The following is a 21,754-nucleotide window of genomic DNA, read 5'->3' on the forward strand; positions in this document are numbered from 1 at the left end:
TTGCTTGGTTACGACTTTGTTTGCAAGGTATTGCAGATTGTTTCGGCAAGGGTTAGCGTGCGGCCAATCACGACCAGAGGAAGGCCGTCGATGAAACCCCCGTCGATCCCGCGTACCGCAGTGCTCGCGCTCGTCTGCCTGCTCACCTTCACCCTCGTCGGTACGCCGGACTCCACGCGGCCCCTCGGCGCCGACGCCGACCCCCGACCCGCCGGCACCGATCCCCTCGCCGCGGCCGGCGCCGTCCAGTGGCGCGACGAGCCCACCGCCGAGGCGTTGCTGGCCGCCGGCGACGGCACCGCGCGTGCCGAGCAGTTCTACTTCGTCCTGCCGGACCGGTTCGCCAACGGCGACCGGCGCAACGACTCCGGTGGCCTGACCGGTGGCCGGCTGCGTACCGGGCTCGACCCGACCGACAAGGGCTTCTACCACGGCGGTGACCTCAAGGGCGTCATCGACAAGCTTGCCTACATCCAGGGTCTGGGCACCACCGCCATCTGGCTCGCCCCGATCTTCAAGAACCGTCCGGTGCAGGGCAAGGGCGACGACGTCTCCGCTGGCTACCACGGTTACTGGATCACCGACTTCACCCAGGTCGACCCGCACTTCGGCACCAACGCGCAGCTCAAGGAGCTGGTCTCGCTCGCGCACCGGCGGGGGATCAAGGTCTACCTCGACGTCGTGGTCAACCACACCGCCGACGTCATCAAGTACGCCGAGGACTCCTACGCCTACGTGGACAAGGCCACCTCGCCGTACGTCGACGCGCAGGGGCGGGCCTTCGAGGACCGCAACTACGCCGACGGCAGCCGTGACTTCCCCACCGTCGACAGGAACTCCGGCCCGTACACGCCGGTCTTCCCCGAACCCGGCGACGCCACGGCGAAGGTGCCGGCCTGGCTCAACGACGCGACCATGTACCACAACCGGGGGGACTCCACCTTCTCCGGTGAGAACAGCGAGTACGGCGACTTCGGCGGCCTCGACGACCTGTGGACCGAGCGTCCCGAGGTGGTCCGGGGAATGACGAAGGCGTACGGCGACTGGATCGGCGCAACAGGCGTCGACGGATTCCGGCTGGACACCGTCAAGCACGTCAACATGGACTTCTGGCCGCAGTTCACCAGGGGCGTCGAGCGGGCCGCCGAGAAGGCCGGCAAAAAGGACTTCTTCCTGTTCGGCGAGGTCTACAGCGCCAACCCGGAGATCACGTCGACGTACGTGCGCCGCGGTGGTCTGCCGGCCACCATCGACTTCGCGTTCCAGGAGGCCGCGCGCGGCTACACGGCGGGCGCCGGATCGGCGAAGGCCCTCGCCGACGTGTACGCCCGCGACGACCTGTACGCCGCCCGGGACACCGACGCGGGCCGGTTGACCACCTTCCTCGGCAACCACGACATGGGTCGGATCGGGTCGTTCATCGCCGGCGGCGGCACCGACCCGGCCAGCCACCTGCGGCGGGACCAGCTCGCCCACCAGCTGATGTTCCTGACCCGTGGCCAGCCGGTGGTCTACTCCGGCGACGAGCAGGGCTTCACCGGCCCCGGCGGGGACAAGGACGCCCGGCAGGACATGTTCGCCTCGAAAGTGCCCGACTACCTCGACGACGACCTGCTCGGCACCGACCGCACCCACGCCAGCGACCAGTTCGACACCGGCCACCCGCTGTACCGGACGATCGCCGAGCTGGGCCGGCTGCGCCAGGCGCACCCCGCGCTGCGCGACGGCATCCAGGTCACCCGGTACGCCGCCGACGGTCCCGGCGTGTTCGCCGCCTCCCGGATCGCCCCCGCCGACCGGACCGAGTACGTGGTTGCGGTGAACAACGCCGAGACCGCGCAGACTGTCACCGTGGACACCTGGTCGGCCGGCGCCACGTTCACCGGCATCTACGGCGGGTCGGGCGTGGAACAGGCCGGTGGCGACGGCAGGTTGACCCTGACCGTGCCGCCGCTGTCGGCGGCCGTGTACCGCGCGGGCACCCCCATCGCCCGGCCGAGCGGCACGCCGACCATCAGCATCACCACCCCCGCGCCGGACGCGTCGGTGGCCACCCGCGCCGCCGTGACCGCGAAGGTGACCGGCGACCCGCTCGCCACAGTCACCGTGGCGGCCCGGGTCGCCGGCGGCAGGTGGACGTTGCTGGGCAGCGCCGACCACGCGCCGTACACCGTGCACCACGACCTGGACGGCCTGGCCGGCGGCACCCGGATCGAGTACCGCGCCGTCGTGCGCGACGGCCGTGGCCGCACCGCGACGGCGCGATCCGTCGCCGTCGTCGGCACGCCCGAGCAGGGCGGGTCCCGGGAGTGGGCGGTGGTGCACTACCAGCGTCCGGCCGGGGGGTACGACGACTGGGGGCTGTACGCCTGGGGCGACATCGACCCGGCGTACGTCACCGAGTGGCCCAAGGGGCAACCGTTCGCCGGGGAGGACTCCTACGGCCGGTTCGCCTGGGTGAAGCTCAAGCCCGGCGCGAAGTCGGTGGGCTTCGTGGTGGTCGACAAGAACGGCACCAAGGACGTCGCCCAGGACCGCAGCATCGACGTGAGCGCCACCGGTGAGGTCTGGCTCAAGCAGGGTGACCCGGCGATCTACCCGAGCAGGCAGGCGGCCACCGGTCAACCGGATCCGTCGGTCGAGGAGGGCACCGCGGTCATCCACTACCGGCGGGCCGACGGCAACTACGACGGGTGGGGCCTGCACCTGTGGGACGGGGCGGCCAACCCGACCGAGTGGGCCACCCCGCTCGCGCCGACGTCGATCGACGCGTTCGGCGCGGTGTTCCGGGTGCCTCTGGCGGCCGGTGCCACCGGGCTGAACTACATCATCCACAAGGGCGACACCAAGGATCTGCCCGACGACCAGCGGCTCGACTTCGCCAGCGCCGGCCGGGAGGTGTGGCTGCTCGCCGCCACCCCGGGGCGGCTGCTGCCGTCGACCGCGACCAGCGCAGGCGGGGACACCGACATCGGCAAGCAGAAGGCGCACTGGATCGACAGGTCCACAGTGGCCTGGCAGACCCCACCCACCGACGGTCGGGTGTACGCCCTGGTGGCCGCCCCCACCGGCGGAGTGAGCGTCGTCGACGGCGAGCTGTCCGGGACGTACACCAGTCTGCCGTTGCGGGCGCAGCGCAACGGGCTCACCGAGGCCCAGCGCGCGGCGTTCCCGCATCTGTGGTCCTACCGGGCCTTCACCCTCGATCGGGGTGACCTGGCGAAGGTGCCGGCGGCGCTGCGCGGGCAGCTGCTGGTCACCGAGCGCGACGCGGCGGGCGCCCTGCTCGCCGCGACAGGCGTGCAGATCCCCGGCGTGCTCGACGACGTGTACTCCCGGGCCACCCAGGTCACGCTCGGTCCGACCTTCGCCGGTCGTACGCCGAGCCTCGCGCTCTGGGCGCCGACCGCCCGGACGGTGGCGCTGCAACTGTTCGACTCACCCACATCGGCAGCGAAGACGGTGCCGATGCGCCGCGACGACCGCACCGGTGTCTGGTCGGTGCGCGGTAGCCACGCCTGGACGGGGAAGTACTACCGCTACCAGGTGCAGGCGTGGCAGCCGGCCGCGCAGCGGATGGTCACCGCGTCGGTCACCGACCCCTACTCGGTGGCTCTCGCCGCGGACTCCACACACAGCCAGCTGGTCGACCTGAACGATCCGGCGCTGGCCCCGCCGGGCTGGCGCACGCTGCGCAAGCCGGCCGCCGTGCCGGCGTCGAAGGCGCAGATCTCCGAACTGTCGGTGCGCGACTTCTCCATCGCCGACGAGACAGTGCCGGCGCAGCGCCGGGGCACCTTCCTGGCGTTCACCGACCCGAAAACCGCCGGGATGACCCACCTGCGGGCGTTAGGTGACGCCGGTGTGACGCACCTGCACCTGTTGCCGGCGTTCGACTTCGCCACGATCCCCGAGAAGCGGGCCGACCAGCGCCAGCCGGCCTGCGACCTGGCGGCGCTGCCGCCGGACTCGGCGGAGCAGCAGAAATGCGTGGCGGCGGTGGCCGAGACCGACGGCTACAACTGGGGGTACGACCCGCTGCACTACACCGTGCCGGAGGGCGGGTACGCCGTCGACCCGGTCGGCGCGGCGCGGACCACCGAGTTCCGGCGGATGGTCGCCGGGGCGAACGAGGCCGGCCTGCGGGTGGTCATGGACGTGGTCTACAACCACACCTCGGCGGCCGGCGTCGACGACAAGTCGGTGCTCGACCAGGTCGTGCCCGGCTACTACCACCGGCTGCTCGACGACGGCACGGTGGCCAACTCCACCTGCTGCGCCAACACCGCGCCGGAACACGCGATGATGGGCAAGCTGGTCGTCGACTCGCTGGTCACCTGGGCCAGGCAGTACAGGGTGGACGGCTTCCGGTTCGACCTCATGGGCCACCACCCGAAGGCGAACATCCTGGCCGTACGTGCGGCGCTGGACCGGCTGACCGTCGCCCGCGACGGGGTGGACGGCAAGGCGATCATGCTCTACGGCGAGGGCTGGAACTTCGGCGAGGTCGCCAACGACGCCCGGTTCGTGCAGGCCACCCAGGCCAACATGGCCGGCACCGGCATCGGCACGTTCAACGACCGGCTGCGTGACGCCGTACGCGGCGGCGGGCCGTTCGACGCCAACCCCCGCGCGCAGGGCTTCGCCTCCGGCCTCTACACCGACCCCAACGGCGACCCGGTGAACGGGTCGGCGGCGGCGCAGAAGGCCCGCCTGCTGCACGCCCACGACCTGATCAAGGTGGGTCTCACGGGCAACCTGCGGGACTACCGGTTCACCGACACCTCGGGGCGCACGGTCACCGGGGCGCAGGTGGACTACAACGGCTCCCCGGCCGGCTACACCGCCGCGCCCGGGGAGGCAGTCACCTACGTCGACGCGCACGACAACGAGATCCTGTACGACGCGCTGGCGTACAAGCTGCCGCAGGCCACCAGCCCGGTGGACCGTTCCCGGATGCAGGTGCTGGCGCTGAGCACTGTGGCGCTGGGGCAGGGCACCGGGTTCGTCACCGCCGGCAGCGAACGGCTGCGGTCGAAGTCGTTGGACCGCAACTCGTTCAACTCCGGTGACTGGTTCAACCAGATCCGCTGGGGTTGCGAGCGGGGCAACGGGTTCGGCGCCGGCCTGCCGCCGGCACAGGACAACGAGGACAAGTGGCCGTACGCCAAGCCACTGCTCGCGGACCCGGCCCTGGTGCCCGACTGCGCGGCGATCGACACCACCGACGTCCGGTACGCCGAGCTGCTGCGCATCCGGGCGTCCTCGCCGGTCTTCGGGCTGAGCACCGCCGAGCAGGTGCAGCGGAGGGTGGCGTTCCCGCTCTCCGGCGAGGCGGAGACGCCGGGTGTGCTGACCATGACGCTGGACGCCCGTGGCCTGGGCGGGCAGTGGACGTCGCTGACAGTGGTCTTCAACGGCACGCCGGCGACGGCGAAGCAGACCGTGACCGGTCTGCGGGGCGCGGACGTGGCACTGCACCCGGTGCTGGTGAACTCGGCCGACCCGGCGTTGCGGACGGCGTCGTTCGACCGGGCGGCCGGCACCTTCACGGTGCCGGCGCGCAGCGTGGCGGTGTTCGTCCGCAGGTGAGCGGGGACCAGCCCCCTTCCGCGTCGCGCGGAAGGGGGCCGGCCCTTGTGGTGCGTCGTGCCGTGGTGCTCCTGCTCAGGCGAAGCAGTTCTCGATGGCGCCGCCCGGGATGGCCAGGCAGTTCGTCGGGCGGTTCGCGGTGATCGCGGACTTGTCGTCCACGTTCACCGGCCCGAAGAAGGTGAACACACCGCCCGGCGCGAAGGTCGAGAAGTTGTAGGCGACCTTCGTCTTCGACAGGTTGACCTCGCCGAAGATGTTGAAGATGCCGCCGCCGACCCCGATCGGGCCGATGGCCCGGTTGCCGACGACCTCGCTGTCGCGCAGCGTGGTGACGCTGCCGGCGTTGAAGAGCCCGCCGCCGAAGAAGCCGGCGGTGTTGTCCTTGATGCTGCTCTTCTCGAACGTGACCGCGCTGTCGAAGGCGATGGCCACACCACCACCGACACCGGCGGTGCTGTTCTTCTCGACCGAGACGTTGTACAGGTTCAGCTGGCTGTCCGCCGCCGCCAGACCGCCACCGGCGAGGATCGCGGTGTTCGAGACGAACTTGGTCTCGTACGCCGTGGTGTTGCCCTCGATGTCGAGGTAGCCGCCGCCGAAGCCCAGCGTCTCGTTGTCGGTGATCTCGGCCTTCTTCAACTCGACGGTCCCGCCGTCGACGTCGTCGGTGAAGATCGGCGCGGCACCGTTGGAGATACCGCCACCACCGATGACTGCGGTGTTGTCGGTGATCTTCGACTCCTCGACCTTGAGCAGGCCGGCGTTGAAGACACCGCCGCCGAAGAAGAAGGCGGTGTTACGGGTGACGGTGCTGTGCCAGATCTTCGTGGTGCCGAAGTTGGCCACGCCGCCGCCGTTGCCGCCGGACTGGTTGAGGGCGACCTCGGACTCGATGATCTCGGCGGTGCCGCCCGGCTGGACCAGGATGCCGGCACCGTCGTTCTCGTCCGGCTCCTCGACCAGCGGCGTGACGGCGCCCGGCGCTGCCTTCGTCGTGGCCTTCGGCGTCACCTTGGGCGCGGCCTTGAGGCCGGCCTTCGGGTTGGCCTGCCGCGTGGCGAGCGCCTGGTTCAGCGGAACGCCCGCCTTCACCTGCGCCGCGATCGCCTCGGAGTCCGAGTAGGACGCCCAGACGGCCGCCGGCTCGACGGCGTCGAACAGCTCGAGGGTCTGGCCACCCTTGATGGTCAGGCCCTTGATGGTGAGGTGACCACCGCTGCCGACGTTGAGGATCCGGAAGTAGTCGGCGGTGGCTTCCCGGGCGATCGTCGTGTGCTCACCCTTGAGGGTGATGTTCTCGGTGATCACCGGGAGCCCGTTGCCCTGGTAGTCGTTGCGGCTCAGGTTGTAGGTGCAGCCCTTGGCCAGCTCCAGCACACCGCCGTGCTTGTTGTTGGCGAACACGATCGCCTGAATCAGCTTGTCGGTGTCGCAGGGCACCTCCTTCCCACGCTCGTGGTCCTTGTCCCGGTCCTTGTCCTTGTCCCGGTCCTTGTCCCAGTCGCGGCCCTCTTCGCCGTGCTGGTCGCCGTCCTTGCTGACCTGCGCGGTGTTCCAGTTCAGGCCAACCGCTCCGGCGCTGCCCGCGACGCCCACCGCCGCGAGGCTGATCACACCCGTCAGACCGGCCACGCCGCTGGCGAGCCAGAGCTTGCGGCGGCGCTTGGCCGTCGCCCGCCCGGAGGCTTCATTGTTCGTTAGGTAGTTGGACATCGGAGCTCTCTGCCCTCTCCTCGTACCAGACAGGGTCGCCGCCCTCCGGCGGGCGTCCCCTGCTACAAATCGGTTGTAGCTCCCAAAACCACCGTATGAGAATGTTCCTCGCCTCGGGGGCGTATCCGAAACAACCCCACATTAGGTTCACGTTCGCGCGTTTGGTGGCCGGGACACCCCGGGCGGGTACGCCGTCCCCAAGCCGGGCCGTCGGGCCTGTGAGCAGCCCAAATGGGTACGCCCCTCCGTGCCGTGACCGGCTCGGAGAGGCGTGCCCTCTATGTGGTTCAGCCCCACCGATCAGGCGAAGCAGTCCCGAACGTTGAAACAGTTCGTCGGGCGGTTGGCAGTGACCGCGGACTCGTCGTCCAGCAGGACGGTGCCGCCGAGGCTGTTGAAGATGCCCCCCGGCTCAAGGGTGGAGAAGTTGTGCGCCACCGTCGTCCGGTAGAGCCTGACCTCGCTCCCCTCGGCGTTGAGGATGCCGCCGCCGCGGGCGAACGGACCGATGGCCCGGTTGCCGACGACCTCGCTGTCGCGCAGCGTCGTGCGGCTGTCCTCGTTGAAGAGTCCGGCCCCGCCGGACCCAGCGGTGTTGTCCGCGATGGCGGTGTCCTCGATCGTCGCGGTGCTGTCGGAGACGACCGCCACCCCACCACCCTGGCGGCCAGCGCTGTTCCTGGCCACCGTGGCGTGCTTGAGGGTGAGCTGACTGTCGGCCACGGCAACGCCGCCGCCGTCCAGGAGCGCCGTGTTGCCGGTGACCTTCGTGTCGTGCAGGGTCGTGGTGCCCTCGACGTCCAGGACGCCGCCGCCGAAGCCGAGCGTCTCGTTGTCGGTGACCTCGCTCTTGTAGACCCAGACCGCACCGCCGTCGACGGACTCGGTGAAGATCTCGGCCGCGCCGTTGGCGATGCCGCCGCCGCCGATGATCCCGGTGTTGTCCTTGATCTTCGACTCGTCGACCTGGAGCACACCGGCGTTGAAGATGCCCCCGCCGAAGAAGAAGGCGGTGTTGTGCGCGACGGTGCTCTTGCTGAGCCGGGCGCTGCCGAAGTTCGCCAACCCGCCGCCGTTGCCGCCGGACTGGTTGTAGAGCAGCTCACTGTCCAGGATCTCCGCCCGGCCCCCAGGCTGTACGAGCACCCCGGCGCCGTCGTTGAATCCAGGCTCCTCCACCAGCGGCACAACCGCCGCTCCGGCCGCCGTCGTCGGAGCCTTGGCTGCTGCCGGCTTGGCCGCGGTAGCTGCTGCCGGCTTGGCGGCGGTTACCTTCGTCGACGTGGCCGCCTTGGCGGTCGCCGCTGCCTGCTTGGCGTCCGCTGCCGCCTTGGCCGCTGCCGTCGGGTCCGCCGCCTTGCCTGCTTCCGGCTTGGCAGTCGCAGCCTGCTTGGCCGCCGCCACCTTGACAGTCGCTGCCTTGGCCGCTGCCGCCTTGGTCGTGGCCGCCTTGGCGGCGGTCGGCTTGGCCGCCGCTGCCGCGGTGGCCGGGTCGGTGGACGCCGCCGGCTTCGCTGCCGCCGCCGTTGCCGGCTGGGCCGCGCTGCCCGCTGCAGTGGTGCCCGCTGCAGTGGTGGCCGCTGCAGTGGTGGCCGCCGGCTTGGCCGTCGCCGCGGTGGTCCGCACCGAGGTCGAGTACGGCCCCCAGACCGTCGCCGGCTCCACGGTCATCGCCCGCTGGATGGTCTGCCCACCCTTGATGCTCAGGCCCTTGAGGGTGAGTTGCCCACCCGCGCCGACGTTCAGGATGCGGAAGTAGTCGGCGGTGGCCTCACGACCAATTGTCGTGTGCTCGCCCTTGAGAGTGATGTTCTCGGTGATCACCGGGAGGCCGTTGCCGTCCTGGTTGCGGGACAGGGTGTACGTGCAGCCCTTGGCCAGCTCCAGCACACCGCCGTCGCCGTTGTTGGCGAAGGTGATCGCCTGGATCAACTTGTCCGAGTCGCAGGGCACCTGCCTGGTGCGGTCCTTCTCGTCCCGCTTGTCGTCCTTACCGGAGCGGTAGTCGAAACCACTCCAGTCGTCGCCACTCCACTCGTCGTCGGTGCCGCTCTCCTTGCCGCCGTTCTCCGTGCCGCCGTCGGCGTTCGCGCCAGCGTCGCTGACGTTCTGCCGGTTGGTCGACGGCTGGGCATCGGACACCCGGTCGGAGGTGGGCTTGTCGTCCCGGGCGGCCACGCCACCGAGGGCGGCCAGGCCGACCACCCCGGTCAGGCCGGCGACGCCGGCAACCCACAGGGCCCGTCGTCGTCGTGTCGGCGGAGCCGTCGAGGCCCCGCCGTCGGTACTCGTTACGTCGTTGGACATCAGAGCCTTCCGCCCTTCCTACTACCAGACGGGGTCGCACCGCCCGCAGCGCCACGACCAGCCACAAATCGGTTGCAGCCTCTGATGCCCACCGTATGAGAACTATCTTCGCGAGGCGGACGTATCTGAGAAAACCCCGCATACGCCTCAGGTTAGGGCAGGAGCCCATAACGGTCCGGCAGGACAGGAAGGGGCGTGAGCAGCCCAAACACCACGAGGCGCCCCTCGCCATCCGGCGTGGGGCGCCTCGGTGTCGCTGGGCGTGATCGACTCGGGTTCCAGGAAGACGCGCTGTCCGGGCGCCTCGGACACCCCGACAGCACGGAAGTCGAGTGGATCAAAGCGCCGGGACGAGCCGGGCAAGGGACGGCCCGGACCTGCCCTGTCCGGGGCAAGGTCCGGGCCGAGGCCGAGGCGGCGACCTCCGGGGTCGGGGGTGGGAGTGGGACCTGGGGTCAGGCGGGCAGGCGGGGGCCTGCTTCGCGCTGCTGAGCCAGCCAGGTCTCCACCTCGTCGGCGGTACGCGGCAGGCCGGCCGACAGGTTCACCGCACCTGTCGCGGTGACCAGGACGTCGTCCTCGATGCGGATGCCGATGCCGCGCAGTTCGGCGGGGACCAGCTCGTCCTCCGGCTGGAAGTACAGGCCCGGTTCGACGGTGAGCACGTAGCCCTCGCCCAGGGCCCCGTCGCGGTAGGTCTCCTTGCGGGCGTTCGAGCAGTCGTGCACGTCGATGCCGAGCATGTGACCGAAGCCGTGCAGCGTCCAGCGCCGGTAGACCGAGGACTTCTCGTCCATGGCCTCGTCCACGCTCACCGGCAGCAGGCCCAGGTCGGACAGGCCCTCGGCGAGCACCCGCATGCAGGTCAGGTGGACGTCCTTGAACTTGACGCCGGGGCGGATGGCGTCGATGCCGGCCTGCTGCGAGGCGTACACGATGTCGTAGACCTGCCGTTGCAGGGCGGTGAACCGGCCGTTGACCGGCAGCACCCGGGTCACGTCGGCCGTGTAGAGGTTGCGTCCCTCGACGCCCATGTCCATCAACAGCAGGTCACCCGGACGGGTGGCGCCGTGGTTGTGCACCCAGTGCAGGATCGTGGCGTGCTCGCCGGCGCCGACGATCGAGCCGTACCCGACGTCGTTGCCGTCGTGGCGGGCGCGCAGCGCGAAGATGCCCTCCAGCAGGCGCTCCGAGACGGCGCGGTCGGCGGGGAGGATGCGGGCCACGTCCTCGAAGCCGCGCACCGTGGCGTCGATGGCGTCCTGAAGCTGGCCGATCTCCCACTCGTCCTTGACCAGCTTCTGCTCCGAGATGGCGATCGCCAGCTCCCGGTCGCGGGGCGGCTGCCCGTCGGCGCGGACCCCGTCGTACGGGCGGACGGCCGCGTCGACCTGGGCGTCGAAGCCGCGCAGCACCCGGGTGCGACCGGGCGCCAGGTCGGCGAGCGCCGCCTCCAGGCCGGTCAGGTCGGCGGTGGGCAGGCCCAGCTCGGTGGACTTCTCACCGAGGGTGTGTCGCCGGCCGACCCACAGCTCGCCGTGCCGGCTGCGGAAGAACTCGTCGGTCTCGCGGGATGAGCGGGGCCGCATGTACAGCGTCGCGTCGTGCCCCGAGCCGTTCGGGCGCAGCACCAGCACGCTGTCCGGGTCGTGGTCGCCGGTCAGGTAGGCGAAGTCGCTGCCCGGCCGGAACGGGTAGGCGGTGTCGTTGGCGCGGACCTTCTCGCCGCCGGTCGGGATGACAAGTGTCTCGCCGGGGAAGGCGGCCGAGAGCGCGGCGCGGCGCTTGGCGTAGTTGGGCGCCTCGGGACGGGGCGTGACCGGGAGTTCGGTGTCTCGCCAGCCCTGCCGCATGAAGGACAGGAACGCCTCCGGAAAGTCCGGATCGTGCGATTCCGTGCCGTCTGTCGGCGTACCGTCGGTGCTTTCCTCGGTCATTGCGCCGCTCCCTTCCGCTTCGTTGCTGGTCCCGACGGTACCGCGTGCCCGGTTCGTGTTGGTGGGGGCCGGGAGCGCTCCGGATCGACGGACGGCTGCGACGGCCCGACGGACCGCGTGGAAAGATGACCACCATGTGCGGACTCCTGGCCTTCTTCAGCGCGAACGGCAACGCCGCCGCGCACCGCGACCACATCGCCGGAGCATTGGAATGCCTGCACCACCGCGGCCCCGACGAGACAGGGGTCGAGGTGGTCGGTGACGCCTCCGGCCGGTACGCGGACGGCGTGTTCGCCCACAAGCGGCTCGCCATCATCGACGTCGCGTCGAGTCACGAGCCGCTGCCCTACGCGAACGGCCGTTATCTGCTCACCTTCAATGGTGAGATCTACAACTACATCGAGCTGCGCGACGAGCTCGTCCGGAACTTCGGCGCGCAGTTCGCGACCGCCGGTGACGGCGAGGTGATCGTCGCCGGCTACCACTACTGGGGCGAGCAGGTGCTCACCCGCCTGCGCGGCATGTTCGCCTTCGTCATCTGGGACCGGCAGGAGCGGCGCGCGTTCGGCGCCCGCGACTACTTCGGCATCAAGCCGCTGCACTACCTGGAGACCGCCGACGGCCTCTACCTGGCGTCGGAGAAGAAGGCGCTGCTGCCGTTCGCGCACAGCAGCTACCAGGGCGACGCGGGTGTCGACGCGGCGAACCTGAGCCACTACCTGACGCTGCAGTACGTTCCCGAGCCCGGCACCCTGCACAAGGGCATCAGCCGCATCGGTTCGGGGGAGTACCTGACCTGGTCCCCGGGCGGGCGGATCGACGTGCGCCGGTGGTACCGGCCGGTGTTCCGGCCCGCGCCGGTCGACGACGAGCAGAAGCTCTACCACGAGATCCGGGAGACGTTGCGCGAGAGCGTACGCATGCACATGCGCTCCGACGTGCCGGTGGGCTCGTTCCTGTCCAGCGGCATCGACTCGACGGCTGTCGTCGCGCTGGCCCGCGAGTTCAACCCGAACATCCTGACCTTCACCGTCGGCTACGACGTGCCGGGATATTCGGAGATCGACGTCGCGCAGGAGTCGGCCCGGCACCTGGACGTCACCACCATCCCCACCAAGATCGGTCCGCAGGACATGATCGACGCGCTGCCGAAGATCGTCTGGCACCTGGACGACCCGGTGGCGGACCCGGCGCTGGTGCCGCTGTACTTCGTGGCGAAGAAGGCCGCCGAGCACGTCACTGTGGTGCTCTCCGGCGAGGGGGCCGACGAGTTCTTCGGCGGTTACACGATCTACCGGGAGCCGCTGTCGCTCGGCACCGTCAACGGCCTGCCCGGCGGCGTGCAGAAGGGCCTGCGCGCGGTCTCCAAGGCGATCCCGCAGGGGGTCAAGGGCAAGAGCTTCCTGGAGCGTGGCACGACCCCGATCGAGGAGCGCTACTACGGCAACGCCCGGATGTTCACCGAGGAGGAGAAGCAGCACCTGCTGCGGCGCTACGACCCCTCGGTGCGCTACACGGACGTGACCGCCCCGATCTACGCCGAGTGCACCGAGCTGGACGACGTCACCAAGATGCAGTACGTCGACCTCTACACCTGGCTGCGCGGCGACATCCTGGTCAAGGCCGACCGGATCTCGATGTCGCACTCGCTGGAGGTGCGGGTGCCGTTCCTCGACCGCGAGGTCTTCGACGTCGCGGCGAAGATCCCGGTGGACCTCAAGCTGCCGCCGCGCTCCGACGCCACCAAGTACGCGATGCGTCAGGCGTTGCAGGGTGTCGTGCCGCCGGCGATCGTCAACCGCAAGAAGCTGGGCTTCCCGACGCCCACCCGAGTGTGGCTGCGCGGGGAGATGTACGAGTGGGCCCGGCACGTGCTGAGCACCTCGGGCGCGGGTGACCTGCTCGACCTGTCGTACGCCCTGCGGCTGCTCGACGAGCACAAGCGGGAGGAGGCCGACCACTCCCGCAAGGTGTGGACGGTGCTGATCTTCTGCATCTGGCACGCCATCTTCGTGGCCAAGACGCTCGACCCGGGCATCCAGCGCAACCAGTCGGCTCTGCTGACGAAGCCGGTGGTCGGCTCCATGGTCCGCTGACCGGCGACCCCCACCCCGTCGATCAAGAGGTTTGCGTCACCCGAGTGACTCCGGGTGACGCAAACCTCTTGATCATTTCAGGGAACCTCAGCGGCGGGCGCAGGTCACCGTCGGGATGCCGTTCGTTCCTGTGCTGCTGGCCAGGAAGCCGAACGTGGTGGTGCCCTCCGGTGCGACAGTGCCGTTGTACGAGACGTTCGTCGCCGTCACCGAGGCGCCGGACGTCGTCTGGGTGGCGCTCCAGATCTGATTGATCGCCTGCCCGTTGGGCCAGGTCCAGCTCGCGGTCCAGCCGGCGAACGGCGTACTGCCGTGGTTCATGATCGTGATCTCGCCCTGGAAGCCGCCCTGCCAGGCGCTGGTCACCTTGTAGACGGCCATGCAGTCACCTGTCGACGGCGGCGGCGTGGTCGGCGGCGGGGTGGTCGGCGGCGGCGTCGTGGGCGGCGGGGTGGTCGGCGGCGGCGTGGTGGGCGGCGGGGTGGTCGGCGGCGGCGTGGTGGGCGGCGGAGTGGTCGGGTTCGACCCGCCCGGACCCACACCGGTCACCTGGCCGTTGCCGCCGTCGAAGGCCACGTCGGAGCAGCCGAAGAAGTTCTCCTGCGAGTCCGAGCGCACCCAGCGGGAGTAGATGATGTGCCGGCCGCTCTTACCCGACGGCAGGTTGCCGCTGAAGTAGTAGTGACCGTCATTGGTGCCGACGCTGCCGCGCTGCGGCGGGTTGGTCACCGTCAGGAACGGCTGCTCCTCCAGGTCACTCCAGGCCAGCGCCCGGGTCGGGCTCCAGCTGTCCTTGGTGACGTAGAAGTAGAAGGTGCCCGGGTGGTGCGCCCAGTTGCTGTACCGGAAGTCCAGCCGCGCGCCGGAGGTCAGGTGGGTCAGCGGCCAGTCGGTGCGGGGCAGGTCGTAGCCCCGGTAGCCGGTGTTGCCACCACTGCACAGCTGCCCGTCCGGAATGAAGCCGGTGGTACGGCCACCGGCGTCCGAGCGCAGCACGCTGAACCAGTTGTAGAGCGAGTTCGTCCCGCTCTGCGCCACCGCGGCGGCGCACGCGGGGTTGTTCGGCCTGATCTCACCGGTCTGGCTGAGGCCGTCCTGCCAGCAGAGGTAGGTCCGGGCGCCCGGCGTCATCGCCGCGCCGTGCGCGGCCGCCGGTTGCGGACTGGCCGCAAGCGCTACGGCGCCCAGCGCGAAGGTAAGGGCCGCGGTGAGTAACGCGGCCGTACGGGAACGGTTCACGGGTTCTCCTGACTCGCGAGGCGTGCCGCCCGAGCCGCCCCGCCGCAATCGGGTGGGGTTGTGGTGTCGTCGCAGCGCCGCGGGGGCGGATGCGGCGATCACTGTGACGTGCCCCGGCCGAAGTGCGGCCAGCGGACACACGCCATCAACGGTCCTGTCCTGGACCGGTGCCCTCGCGTCGAACCAACCCGGCAACCGGCGGCGCGGCAGCCCTCGCACCGCCCGGTATGCGCCATCCCACCACGTCGCCGACCGCCTGCGCAATAGTCGATCCTCGATGTGCGAATCGCGGCTGGCGCGGTCGACCGTGCCGTCGTCGGCTCACCCGTCTCCGGATCGGATCGGCGGGTTCTCTCCTATAGTGATGGTCTGCATCCCCACGGCGACGACTGCCGTCCGGGTGGATCTCCCGCGTCGGGGCGGCGCACGTCGCCGTGCCGGGCCGTACGGCGGGACCGGCCGGCGACGGGACGAAGGAGGCGGCAGCGCGTGCCCGACGTGTTCGACGACCTGCACCGCCGCTGCCGCGCCCGCGAGCCGGTCGCCCTGGCCACAGTCGTCGCCACCTGGCGATCGGCGCCACAGCCGCCCGGCGCCGCCATGCTCGTGGCCGCCGACGGCACGGTCACCGGCAGCGTCTCCGGCGGCTGCGTCGAGGCCGACCTCTACGAGCGTGCCCGCCACGTGCTCGCCACCGGCGTACCCGAGCTGGTCCACTACGGCGTCAGCGACGACGAGGCGTACGCCGTGGGCCTGACCTGCGGCGGGATGCTCGACGTGTTCGTGGAGCGGGTCGACGGCGACGCCCGCGCGCAGGTGGACGCGGTCGCCGCCGCGCGGCGGGCCGGCGAACCGGCCGCGGTCGTCACCTGCGTGGCGGCCGACGCCGGCGACCCCCCGGGCGCGGCCCCGACCGACCCGGCCGGGCGACTGGGCCGACGGCTGGTGCTGACCGGTGGGCAGGTGACCGGTTCGCTCGGCGACGACCGGCTGGACGACGCCGCTACCGACGACGCGCTCGGACTGCTCGCCGCCGGGCACAGCGGCGTGCTCCGGTAGGCTACCAGGGGCAGCGCCGCGGCGCCGGGCTCAGCCTCTTCGTGGCCGCGTACGCCACCGCGCCCCGGATGATCGTCTTCGGGGCGATCGACTTCGCGGCCGCGGTGGCCCGGATCGGCGCGTTCCTCGGCTACCGGGTGACCGTCTGTGACGCCCGGGCCGTCTTCGCCACCGACCGGCGCTTCCCGGACGCGCACGAGGTGGTGGTGCAGTGGCCGCACCGCTACCTGCGGGCCGAGGTCGACGCCGGCCGGATCGACGGGCGCACAGTCGTCTGCGTGCTCACCCACGACCCGAAGTTCGACGTGCCGCTGCTGGCGCTGGCCCTGCGCCAACCACTGGCGTACGTCGGGGCGATGGGGTCGCGGCGCACCCACGACGAGCGGCACAAGCTGCTGCGCGAGGCCGGGCTCACCCCGGAGCAGCTCGACCGGCTCGCCTCACCGATCGGGCTGGACCTCGGCGGTCGTACGCCCGAGGAGACCGCCGTGAGCGTCGCCGCGCAGATCGTCGCCGCCCGCTGGGGCGGCAGCGGTCGGCCCCTGTCCGCGCTCGACGGGCCGATCCACCACCCGGGCTGAGGCCGTACCGCCTCTTCGCCGCCCAGCAGGGCGTTCGTTGTGCCAGCCTGATCCCAGCCGACCAGGTCCGCCCGATCGCCCGCGGCGGCCCGGCGTGGGCACGCCGGCGCGCTGCCGGCTGACGACGAAGGGACTTCGATGGGGTACGCGGTGGTGTTCGGCGAGGCGCTCGTCGACCTGCTCGACACCGAGCGCGACGGGGAACGGGTCTACCGGCAGGCGATCGGCGGTGGACCGCTCAACGTCGCCGTCGGGGTGACCCGGCTCGGCGGCGCGGCGCAGTTCGTCGGCTCGCTCGGCGACGACGTGCTGGGCGGGCGGATCCGTGGCTTCCTGACCGATGTCGGCGTCGGTCTCGCCGGTGCTGTCACGGCACCGACGCCGACCACGCTCGCGGTGGTCACCTACGCCGGGCCGGAGCCCGACTTCCGCTTCTACGGCGAACCGCCCTCCTACAGCCTGTTCGGCCCCGACGATCTTGACCTGGCGCTGCTGGAGGGCGCGGACGTGCTCTACTGCGGCTCGATCGTGCTGGCAAAACCGCGCACCCTGGCCGCCGCGCGCCGCGCCTGGTCGCTCGCCCCCGGACTGCGCGTCTTCGACCCGAACGTACGCCCCCGCCTGCTCGACGGTCCCGCCGCGCTGGACGGGCTGCGCGAGGTGGTGGCCGAGTTCGCCGCGGGCGCGCACCTGGTCAAGCTGAGCACCGCCGACGCCGAACTGCTCTACCCGCACGAACCGGTCGAGGGAGTGGCCGCGTACCTGCGTGAGCTGGGCGCGACCACCGTGGTGGTGACGCTCGGTGCGGCGGGCGCGGTGCTGGCCGCCGCCGGCGCGGATCCGGTACGCGTGCCGGCCCCCAAGGTCAACGCCGTCGACGCCACCGGCGCCGGCGACTCGGTCATGGCCGCGCTGATCGCCGACCTGCTCCTCGACGGCGAGCCCGACGAGCCGGCGGGCTGGGTCGAACGGGTGGCCTTCGCGCTGCGCGTGGCGGGCCTAGTCTGCGAGTCCCCAGGCGGCGCCACAGCCATGCCCACCCGCACCGAGGTAGACCGCCGCTTCAAACCCTGACCCCCGGCCCTGCCCCTCGCCCTGGCCCTAGCCCCGCCCTACCCCATGCCCCGCCCTGCCTGCCCCGCCGATCTTGCATTTTCGGTCGGCGGTTGGCCCCCTCTTGCCCTTTATGTCGCGGCAGGAAGTGCAAGATCGGCGAGGTTGGGGGGTCGGGGGGTCGGGTTAGGGCGTTCCGTTTAGTTCGGTGTAGCCGCGGCGGGCGGCGATCAGGGCGGCGCGGGCGCCGAAGGGTGCCTCGGCGGCCACCCGCTCCGGTGGCGCGTCGCCGGTGTGCGCGGCGCGGATCAGCCAGGCCAGTCGCGCCAGGTCGGCGTGCTGGGCGCGGACGAACCCGATGTCCACCGGGTCGCCGTGGCCCGGCACGACCACCGTGCGCGGGGTCGTCAGCCGCAGCAGGTCCGCGACGGCGTCCGGCCACTGCAGGGGGTACGAGTCCTCGAAGGCGGGCGGGCCGCTCTGCTCCACCAGGTCGCCGGCGACGAGCACGTCCGCGTCGGGCACGTGCACCACCACGTCGGCGTCGGTGTGCCCGCGCCCCGGGTGCCGCAGCAGCACCCGCCGGCCACCCAGGTCGAGCTCGGTCTCGGTGTGCACCGTGTGCGTCGGAGCGAGCAACGGGGTGTCGGCCAGCTCGGCTGCCAGCTCCGGGTGCTCCGTGCGCACCTCCTCGTACGCCTCCCGGCGCAGCCGCTCCGGCTCGTCGCGCAGGGCCGCGGCGGCCCGCTCGTGCGCGTACACCGGGCGGGGTGGATCGCCGGCCAGGACGGCGTTGCCGAAGCAGTGGTCGTAGTGGTGGTGGGTGTTGACGAGCGTCAGCGGACGGTCGGTGACCCGCCCGACGGCGGCGGCCAGCTCGGTGGCCTGCCTTGCCGACGAGAGCGTGTCCACCAGCAGCGCCTCGTCGTCGCCGACGACAAGGGTGACGTTGACCCGCAGCAGGGGCTCGGGCAGCACGTACACCCGGTCGGCGACCTCGGTGAACCCGGCGCTCACGACGACCGCCCGGCCCGGTCGACGAAGCGCTGCCGGTCCACCAGGATCCGGTCGACCCGGCCCCGGGCCACCGTCTGGTCGCCGTCCGCGACGGTGACCTCGAACGACAACCGGCGACCGTCGACCGTCGCGAGCAGGGCCTGAGCCCGTACCGTGCGCCCGACCACCGTCGGCGCGAGGTGCTCCAACTCGACCCGGGTGCCCACAGTCGTCGACCCGGGCGGCAGCGTGGCCGCCGTGGCCGCGACGGTGGCCGCCTCGGCGAGTGCGAGCACCCGGGGTGTGCCCAGCACCGGTACGTCCCCCGAACCGACCGCCTGGGCGGTGTCCGCGTCGGTGACGGTCAGTTCGACCTGGGCGGTCAGACCCGGCGCGAAGGCCGGCTCGGGCTGCTCCTGCATGGTCGTCAGCCTAGGTGCTCGCCGAGCCCGTCGAGCACGCGCCCGGCGATCCGCACACCGGCCGCCGCCCACACGCGCACGGCTTCGGCGGGTGGTCCCCGTCGGTCGATGCCGGACCCGTCGTTAACCTTGACCGCGATGGCCGTCGTGACTGACCCCCAACCCCCCGCCCGGACCGACCCGCCCGCGTCCCCGGACGGTGGCCGTCGGCGCATCGTCGCCATGACGGTCTGGGCGGTCGCCTTCGTCGCCGCCTGGCTGGCGATCGGGCTGCCCACCGACCCGGCCTACGCCTTCGTGTGGATCTGGCTCGGGACCATCGCCTGGAACAGCGACCGCCCGTGGCGCAGCCATCTGCGCTTCGCCCGGGACTGGGTGCCGGTGGTGCTGCTGTTCGTCGTCTACAACCTCTCGCGCGGGTTCGCCGACAACGGGGCCACCCCGCACGCCATGGAGCTGATCGTCGCCGACCGGTTCATGTTCGGCTGGGCCACCGGCGGGGAGGTGCCCACCATCTGGTTGCAGGAGCACCTGTACCGCCCGCAGGTGCACTGGTGGGACGTCGCGGCGAGCTGGGTGTACTTCTCGCACTTCGTGGTGGCGCTGACCGCCGCCGCGGTGCTGTGGCTGCGTGACCGGCACCGCTGGGCCGCCTACATGCGGCGCTGGGGTTTCCTCTGCGCCGCCGGCCTGGCCACCTACTTCATCTACCCCGCCGCCCCGCCCTGGTGGGCCGCGCAGAACGGCCTGCTCACCGAGGTCGCCCGGATCTCCACGCGGGGTTGGAAGGCGTTCGGCATGCACGGCGCCGGCAACGTGCTCAACGCCGGCCAGATCGCCTCGAACCCGGTCGCCGCGATGCCGTCGCTGCACACGGCGTGGGCGCTGTTCGTGGTGCTGTTCTTCCTGAGCACCACCCGTCGCCGCTGGTGGCCGCTGCTGCTCGCGTACCCGCTGGCGATGACCTTCACCCTGGTCTACTCCGGTGAGCACTACGTGATCGACGTGCTGGTGGGCTGGACGTACGTCGGGCTGACCTACCTGGTCGTCGGCCTGGCCGAACGCGGCTGGGCGGCGCTGCGGGCCCGCCGAGCGGGGGCCGCCGACAAACCACCAGGGCAGCCGGTAGCCCCCGAACCATCCGCCGACAGGCACCCCACACCAGACGACCAACAAGCGATACCCGCCGACCACTGACGGACCCCTGCCCCGCCCCGTCGATCATGAAGTTGTTACCCGTCGGCTCGGCGTGTCGGGGCAATAACCACTTTTATGATCACCAGAGCGGGTGGGTGGGGGTTAGGGGGTGCGGCGGGCTTTGGTTGCTCGGGTGGTCAGCTCGGCTGCCAGGGTCCACGCCTCGGTGAGGTCGCGGTCCTGGGCTGCCGCGCCCGAGCCGCCGGCGGTGTCCGCGTACACGGTCGCCAGGCCCAGGCGGCGCTGCACCGGGCCCTGCACCACCCGCACGCTCTGGATCCGCGCGTACGGCACGATCGCCAACTGCCGGGTGAGCAGTCCGGACCGGGTGGCGAAGACCCGGTCGAACAGGCCCGCCCCGAGCGCGCCGCGCCCGAGCGGGTGCAGCCAGCGCGTCCGGGGCGGTGGTGGGCTCAGCGTCAGCGCGTCCAGGCGTACGCCCGGCAGCACCTCGGCGACGATCATCGTGGCGGTCGGCAGGTCGCCGACCGGTAGCAGCCGGTCCGGCCGGTTGCGGTCGTCGGCCTCCGCCGCGGAGTAGCCGGCCACCTCCAACCGCAGCCGCAGCCAGTCGTTGACCCGCCACAGCAGCGGCCAGGTCGCCCGCACGGTCTGGACCCGGTCCAGCGGCACGGTCTGCGCGCGCGTCTCCAGCAGGCCGTTGTGCACCCGCAGGGTGCCGCCGTCGCGGGCCAGCCGGAAGTTCCAGTCGTCGAGGACCCGGCGGATCGGTTGCAGCAGCACACCGGCCATCGCGGTCAGCGTGCTCGCCACCGCGACGAAGGACCACGACCCGGCGGTGACGAACTGCACCACGACGAACGCCAGGCCGAACGGGAGCAGGAACGCCTGCGGGGTGAGCAACTGACTGACCAGCAGGTTCTGGTTGCGCACCGCGTGCAGCGGCCGGCCCGGCGCGGCCGCCGGCGTCCCGGGTCCCGCCGGGAGCGCGGGAACGCCGGGCGGAGGCGGCGGGGTCGTCCGCCCGGCGAGCGCCAGCAGCCGCTCGCGCAGGCGGGCCGCATCGGCCACTGCGAGGTACGCCAGCGGCGCCTCGGTCTTGCCCCCGCCGACCACCTCCAGGCGCAGCTCGGCCAGGCCGGTGAGCTGGGCGAGCAGCGGCCGCACCACCTCCACGGCCTGCAACCGCTCCAACGGGATGGCCCGGGTACGCCGCCAGAGCAGCCCTTCGTGCACGCGCAGTTCGCGGCCCACCACGTGGTAGCCGGTGTTGTACCAGCTGATCACCGACAGCACTGTCGCGCCGAGCGCCAGCACCACCACCATGGCGGCGAACCAGCCGAAGCCGACCCGCGACAGCGTCGACCAGGACAGGCCCGCGATCACCACTACGAGCGACTTGGCGCCGTGCAGCAGCGGGCTGAGCGGGTGCAGCCGTTGCCGCGGCTCACCGTTCCCGCCGCCCGGCGACGCCGGCCCCGCGTAGACCGCCCCGGGAGGTCCCCCGGGGTACGGCGTCCCAGGCGGGCCTGCGGAATGCGGCGGCGTGGGCGGGCCGGCGGGAGGCGCGCTGCCGGCGGGCAGCGGCGGCCGGGTGC

Annotated in this window: 13 protein-coding genes; 6 read left to right on the forward strand and 7 right to left on the reverse strand. The window is 71.5% G+C overall.

Going from position 1 to position 21,754, the window contains the following annotated elements:
* Nucleotides 1-90 precede the first annotated feature (90 nt).
* On the forward strand, nucleotides 91-5,592 hold the full coding sequence (gene pulA / locus B0E54_RS24045; RefSeq protein WP_234588237.1) for a pullulanase-type alpha-1,6-glucosidase: 5,502 nt from the start codon (nucleotides 91-93) through the stop codon (nucleotides 5,590-5,592).
* 75 nt (nucleotides 5,593-5,667) lie between these two features.
* Here the strand turns inward: pulA and B0E54_RS24050 are convergent, their stop codons facing one another.
* The 3 genes from B0E54_RS24050 to B0E54_RS24060 all read right to left on the reverse strand — a co-directional run bounded on the left by B0E54_RS24050 (nucleotide 5,668) and on the right by B0E54_RS24060 (nucleotide 11,552).
* A complete protein-coding gene (locus tag B0E54_RS24050; protein ID WP_234588238.1) occupies nucleotides 5,668-7,308 on the reverse strand; it encodes a hypothetical protein in 1,641 nt (546 codons plus the stop codon).
* 300 nt (nucleotides 7,309-7,608) lie between these two features.
* Nucleotides 7,609-9,615, reverse strand: a complete 2,007-nt coding sequence (locus B0E54_RS24055) for a right-handed parallel beta-helix repeat-containing protein (RefSeq protein ID WP_234588239.1) — start codon at nucleotides 9,613-9,615, stop codon at nucleotides 7,609-7,611.
* Between the two features lie 455 nt (nucleotides 9,616-10,070).
* Complete coding sequence (locus tag B0E54_RS24060; RefSeq protein ID WP_234588240.1) at nucleotides 10,071-11,552, reverse strand: aminopeptidase P family protein; 1,482 nt, start codon at nucleotides 11,550-11,552, stop codon at nucleotides 10,071-10,073.
* A 134-nt stretch (nucleotides 11,553-11,686) separates the two neighbouring features.
* Between B0E54_RS24060 and asnB the strand changes: the two genes are divergently transcribed.
* On the forward strand, nucleotides 11,687-13,648 hold the full coding sequence (gene asnB, locus B0E54_RS24065; protein ID WP_234588241.1) for an asparagine synthase (glutamine-hydrolyzing): 1,962 nt from the start codon (nucleotides 11,687-11,689) through the stop codon (nucleotides 13,646-13,648).
* A gap of 87 nt (nucleotides 13,649-13,735) precedes the next feature.
* Here the strand turns inward: asnB and B0E54_RS24070 are convergent, their stop codons facing one another.
* Entirely contained in the window at nucleotides 13,736-14,887 is a 1,152-nt protein-coding gene (locus B0E54_RS24070) for a lytic polysaccharide monooxygenase (RefSeq protein ID WP_234588242.1), read from the reverse strand.
* A 489-nt stretch (nucleotides 14,888-15,376) separates the two neighbouring features.
* Between B0E54_RS24070 and B0E54_RS24075 the strand changes: the two genes are divergently transcribed.
* The 3 genes from B0E54_RS24075 (at nucleotide 15,377) to B0E54_RS24085 (ending at nucleotide 17,601) form a co-directional block, all read left to right on the forward strand.
* Nucleotides 15,377-15,946, forward strand: a complete 570-nt coding sequence (locus B0E54_RS24075; protein WP_234588243.1) for an XdhC family protein — start codon at nucleotides 15,377-15,379, stop codon at nucleotides 15,944-15,946.
* Nucleotides 15,947-15,987: 41 nt separating this feature from the next.
* The gene (locus B0E54_RS24080; protein WP_234588244.1) at nucleotides 15,988-16,527 is read left to right on the forward strand and encodes an XdhC family protein; all 540 of its coding nucleotides are present in this window, start codon (nucleotides 15,988-15,990) and stop codon (nucleotides 16,525-16,527) included.
* 138 nt (nucleotides 16,528-16,665) lie between these two features.
* Nucleotides 16,666-17,601, forward strand: coding sequence for a carbohydrate kinase (locus tag B0E54_RS24085; protein ID WP_234588246.1), 936 nt, complete (start codon nucleotides 16,666-16,668; stop codon nucleotides 17,599-17,601).
* Between the two features lie 165 nt (nucleotides 17,602-17,766).
* On the opposite strand, the gene B0E54_RS24090 is transcribed toward B0E54_RS24085, so the two are convergent.
* Nucleotides 17,767-18,597, reverse strand: a complete 831-nt coding sequence (locus B0E54_RS24090; protein WP_234588248.1) for an MBL fold metallo-hydrolase — start codon at nucleotides 18,595-18,597, stop codon at nucleotides 17,767-17,769.
* The gene (locus tag B0E54_RS24095) at nucleotides 18,594-18,998 is read right to left on the reverse strand and encodes a thioesterase family protein (RefSeq protein WP_234588250.1); all 405 of its coding nucleotides are present in this window, start codon (nucleotides 18,996-18,998) and stop codon (nucleotides 18,594-18,596) included. Before B0E54_RS24095 ends, B0E54_RS24090 begins: the two co-directional genes overlap by 4 nt.
* Before the next feature lie 138 nt (nucleotides 18,999-19,136).
* Here B0E54_RS24095 and B0E54_RS24100 point away from each other — a divergent pair, with 138 nt between their 5' ends.
* Nucleotides 19,137-20,195 (forward strand): phosphatase PAP2 family protein, encoded by a 1,059-nt coding sequence (locus B0E54_RS24100; RefSeq protein ID WP_305076148.1) that lies wholly within the window; start codon nucleotides 19,137-19,139, stop codon nucleotides 20,193-20,195.
* A gap of 102 nt (nucleotides 20,196-20,297) precedes the next feature.
* Here the strand turns inward: B0E54_RS24100 and B0E54_RS24105 are convergent, their stop codons facing one another.
* The gene (locus tag B0E54_RS24105; protein ID WP_374109310.1) at nucleotides 20,298-21,740 is read right to left on the reverse strand and encodes a PH domain-containing protein; all 1,443 of its coding nucleotides are present in this window, start codon (nucleotides 21,738-21,740) and stop codon (nucleotides 20,298-20,300) included.
* Between the last annotated feature and the right edge of the window lie 14 nt (nucleotides 21,741-21,754).

This window comes from Micromonospora sp. MH99 (assembly GCF_021442385.1).
In the GTDB taxonomy this organism is placed as follows: Bacteria; Actinomycetota; Actinomycetes; order Mycobacteriales; family Micromonosporaceae; genus Micromonospora.

What these genes read in the sequence shown, in the direction of transcription:
- pulA (WP_234588237.1), top strand. Translation starts at nt 91, where the DNA reads ATGAAACCCCCGTCGATCCCGCGTACCGCAGTGCTCGCGCTCGTCTGC.
- B0E54_RS24050 (WP_234588238.1), bottom strand. Translation starts at nt 7,308, where the DNA reads ATGTCCAACTACCTAACGAACAATGAAGCCTCCGGGCGGGCGACGGCC.
- B0E54_RS24055 (WP_234588239.1), bottom strand. Translation starts at nt 9,615, where the DNA reads ATGTCCAACGACGTAACGAGTACCGACGGCGGGGCCTCGACGGCTCCG.
- B0E54_RS24060 (WP_234588240.1), bottom strand. Translation starts at nt 11,552, where the DNA reads ATGACCGAGGAAAGCACCGACGGTACGCCGACAGACGGCACGGAATCG.
- asnB (WP_234588241.1), top strand. Translation starts at nt 11,687, where the DNA reads ATGTGCGGACTCCTGGCCTTCTTCAGCGCGAACGGCAACGCCGCCGCG.
- B0E54_RS24085 (WP_234588246.1), top strand. Translation starts at nt 16,666, where the DNA reads ATGGGGTACGCGGTGGTGTTCGGCGAGGCGCTCGTCGACCTGCTCGAC.
- B0E54_RS24095 (WP_234588250.1), bottom strand. Translation starts at nt 18,998, where the DNA reads ATGCAGGAGCAGCCCGAGCCGGCCTTCGCGCCGGGTCTGACCGCCCAG.
- B0E54_RS24100 (WP_305076148.1), top strand. Translation starts at nt 19,137, where the DNA reads ATGGCCGTCGTGACTGACCCCCAACCCCCCGCCCGGACCGACCCGCCC.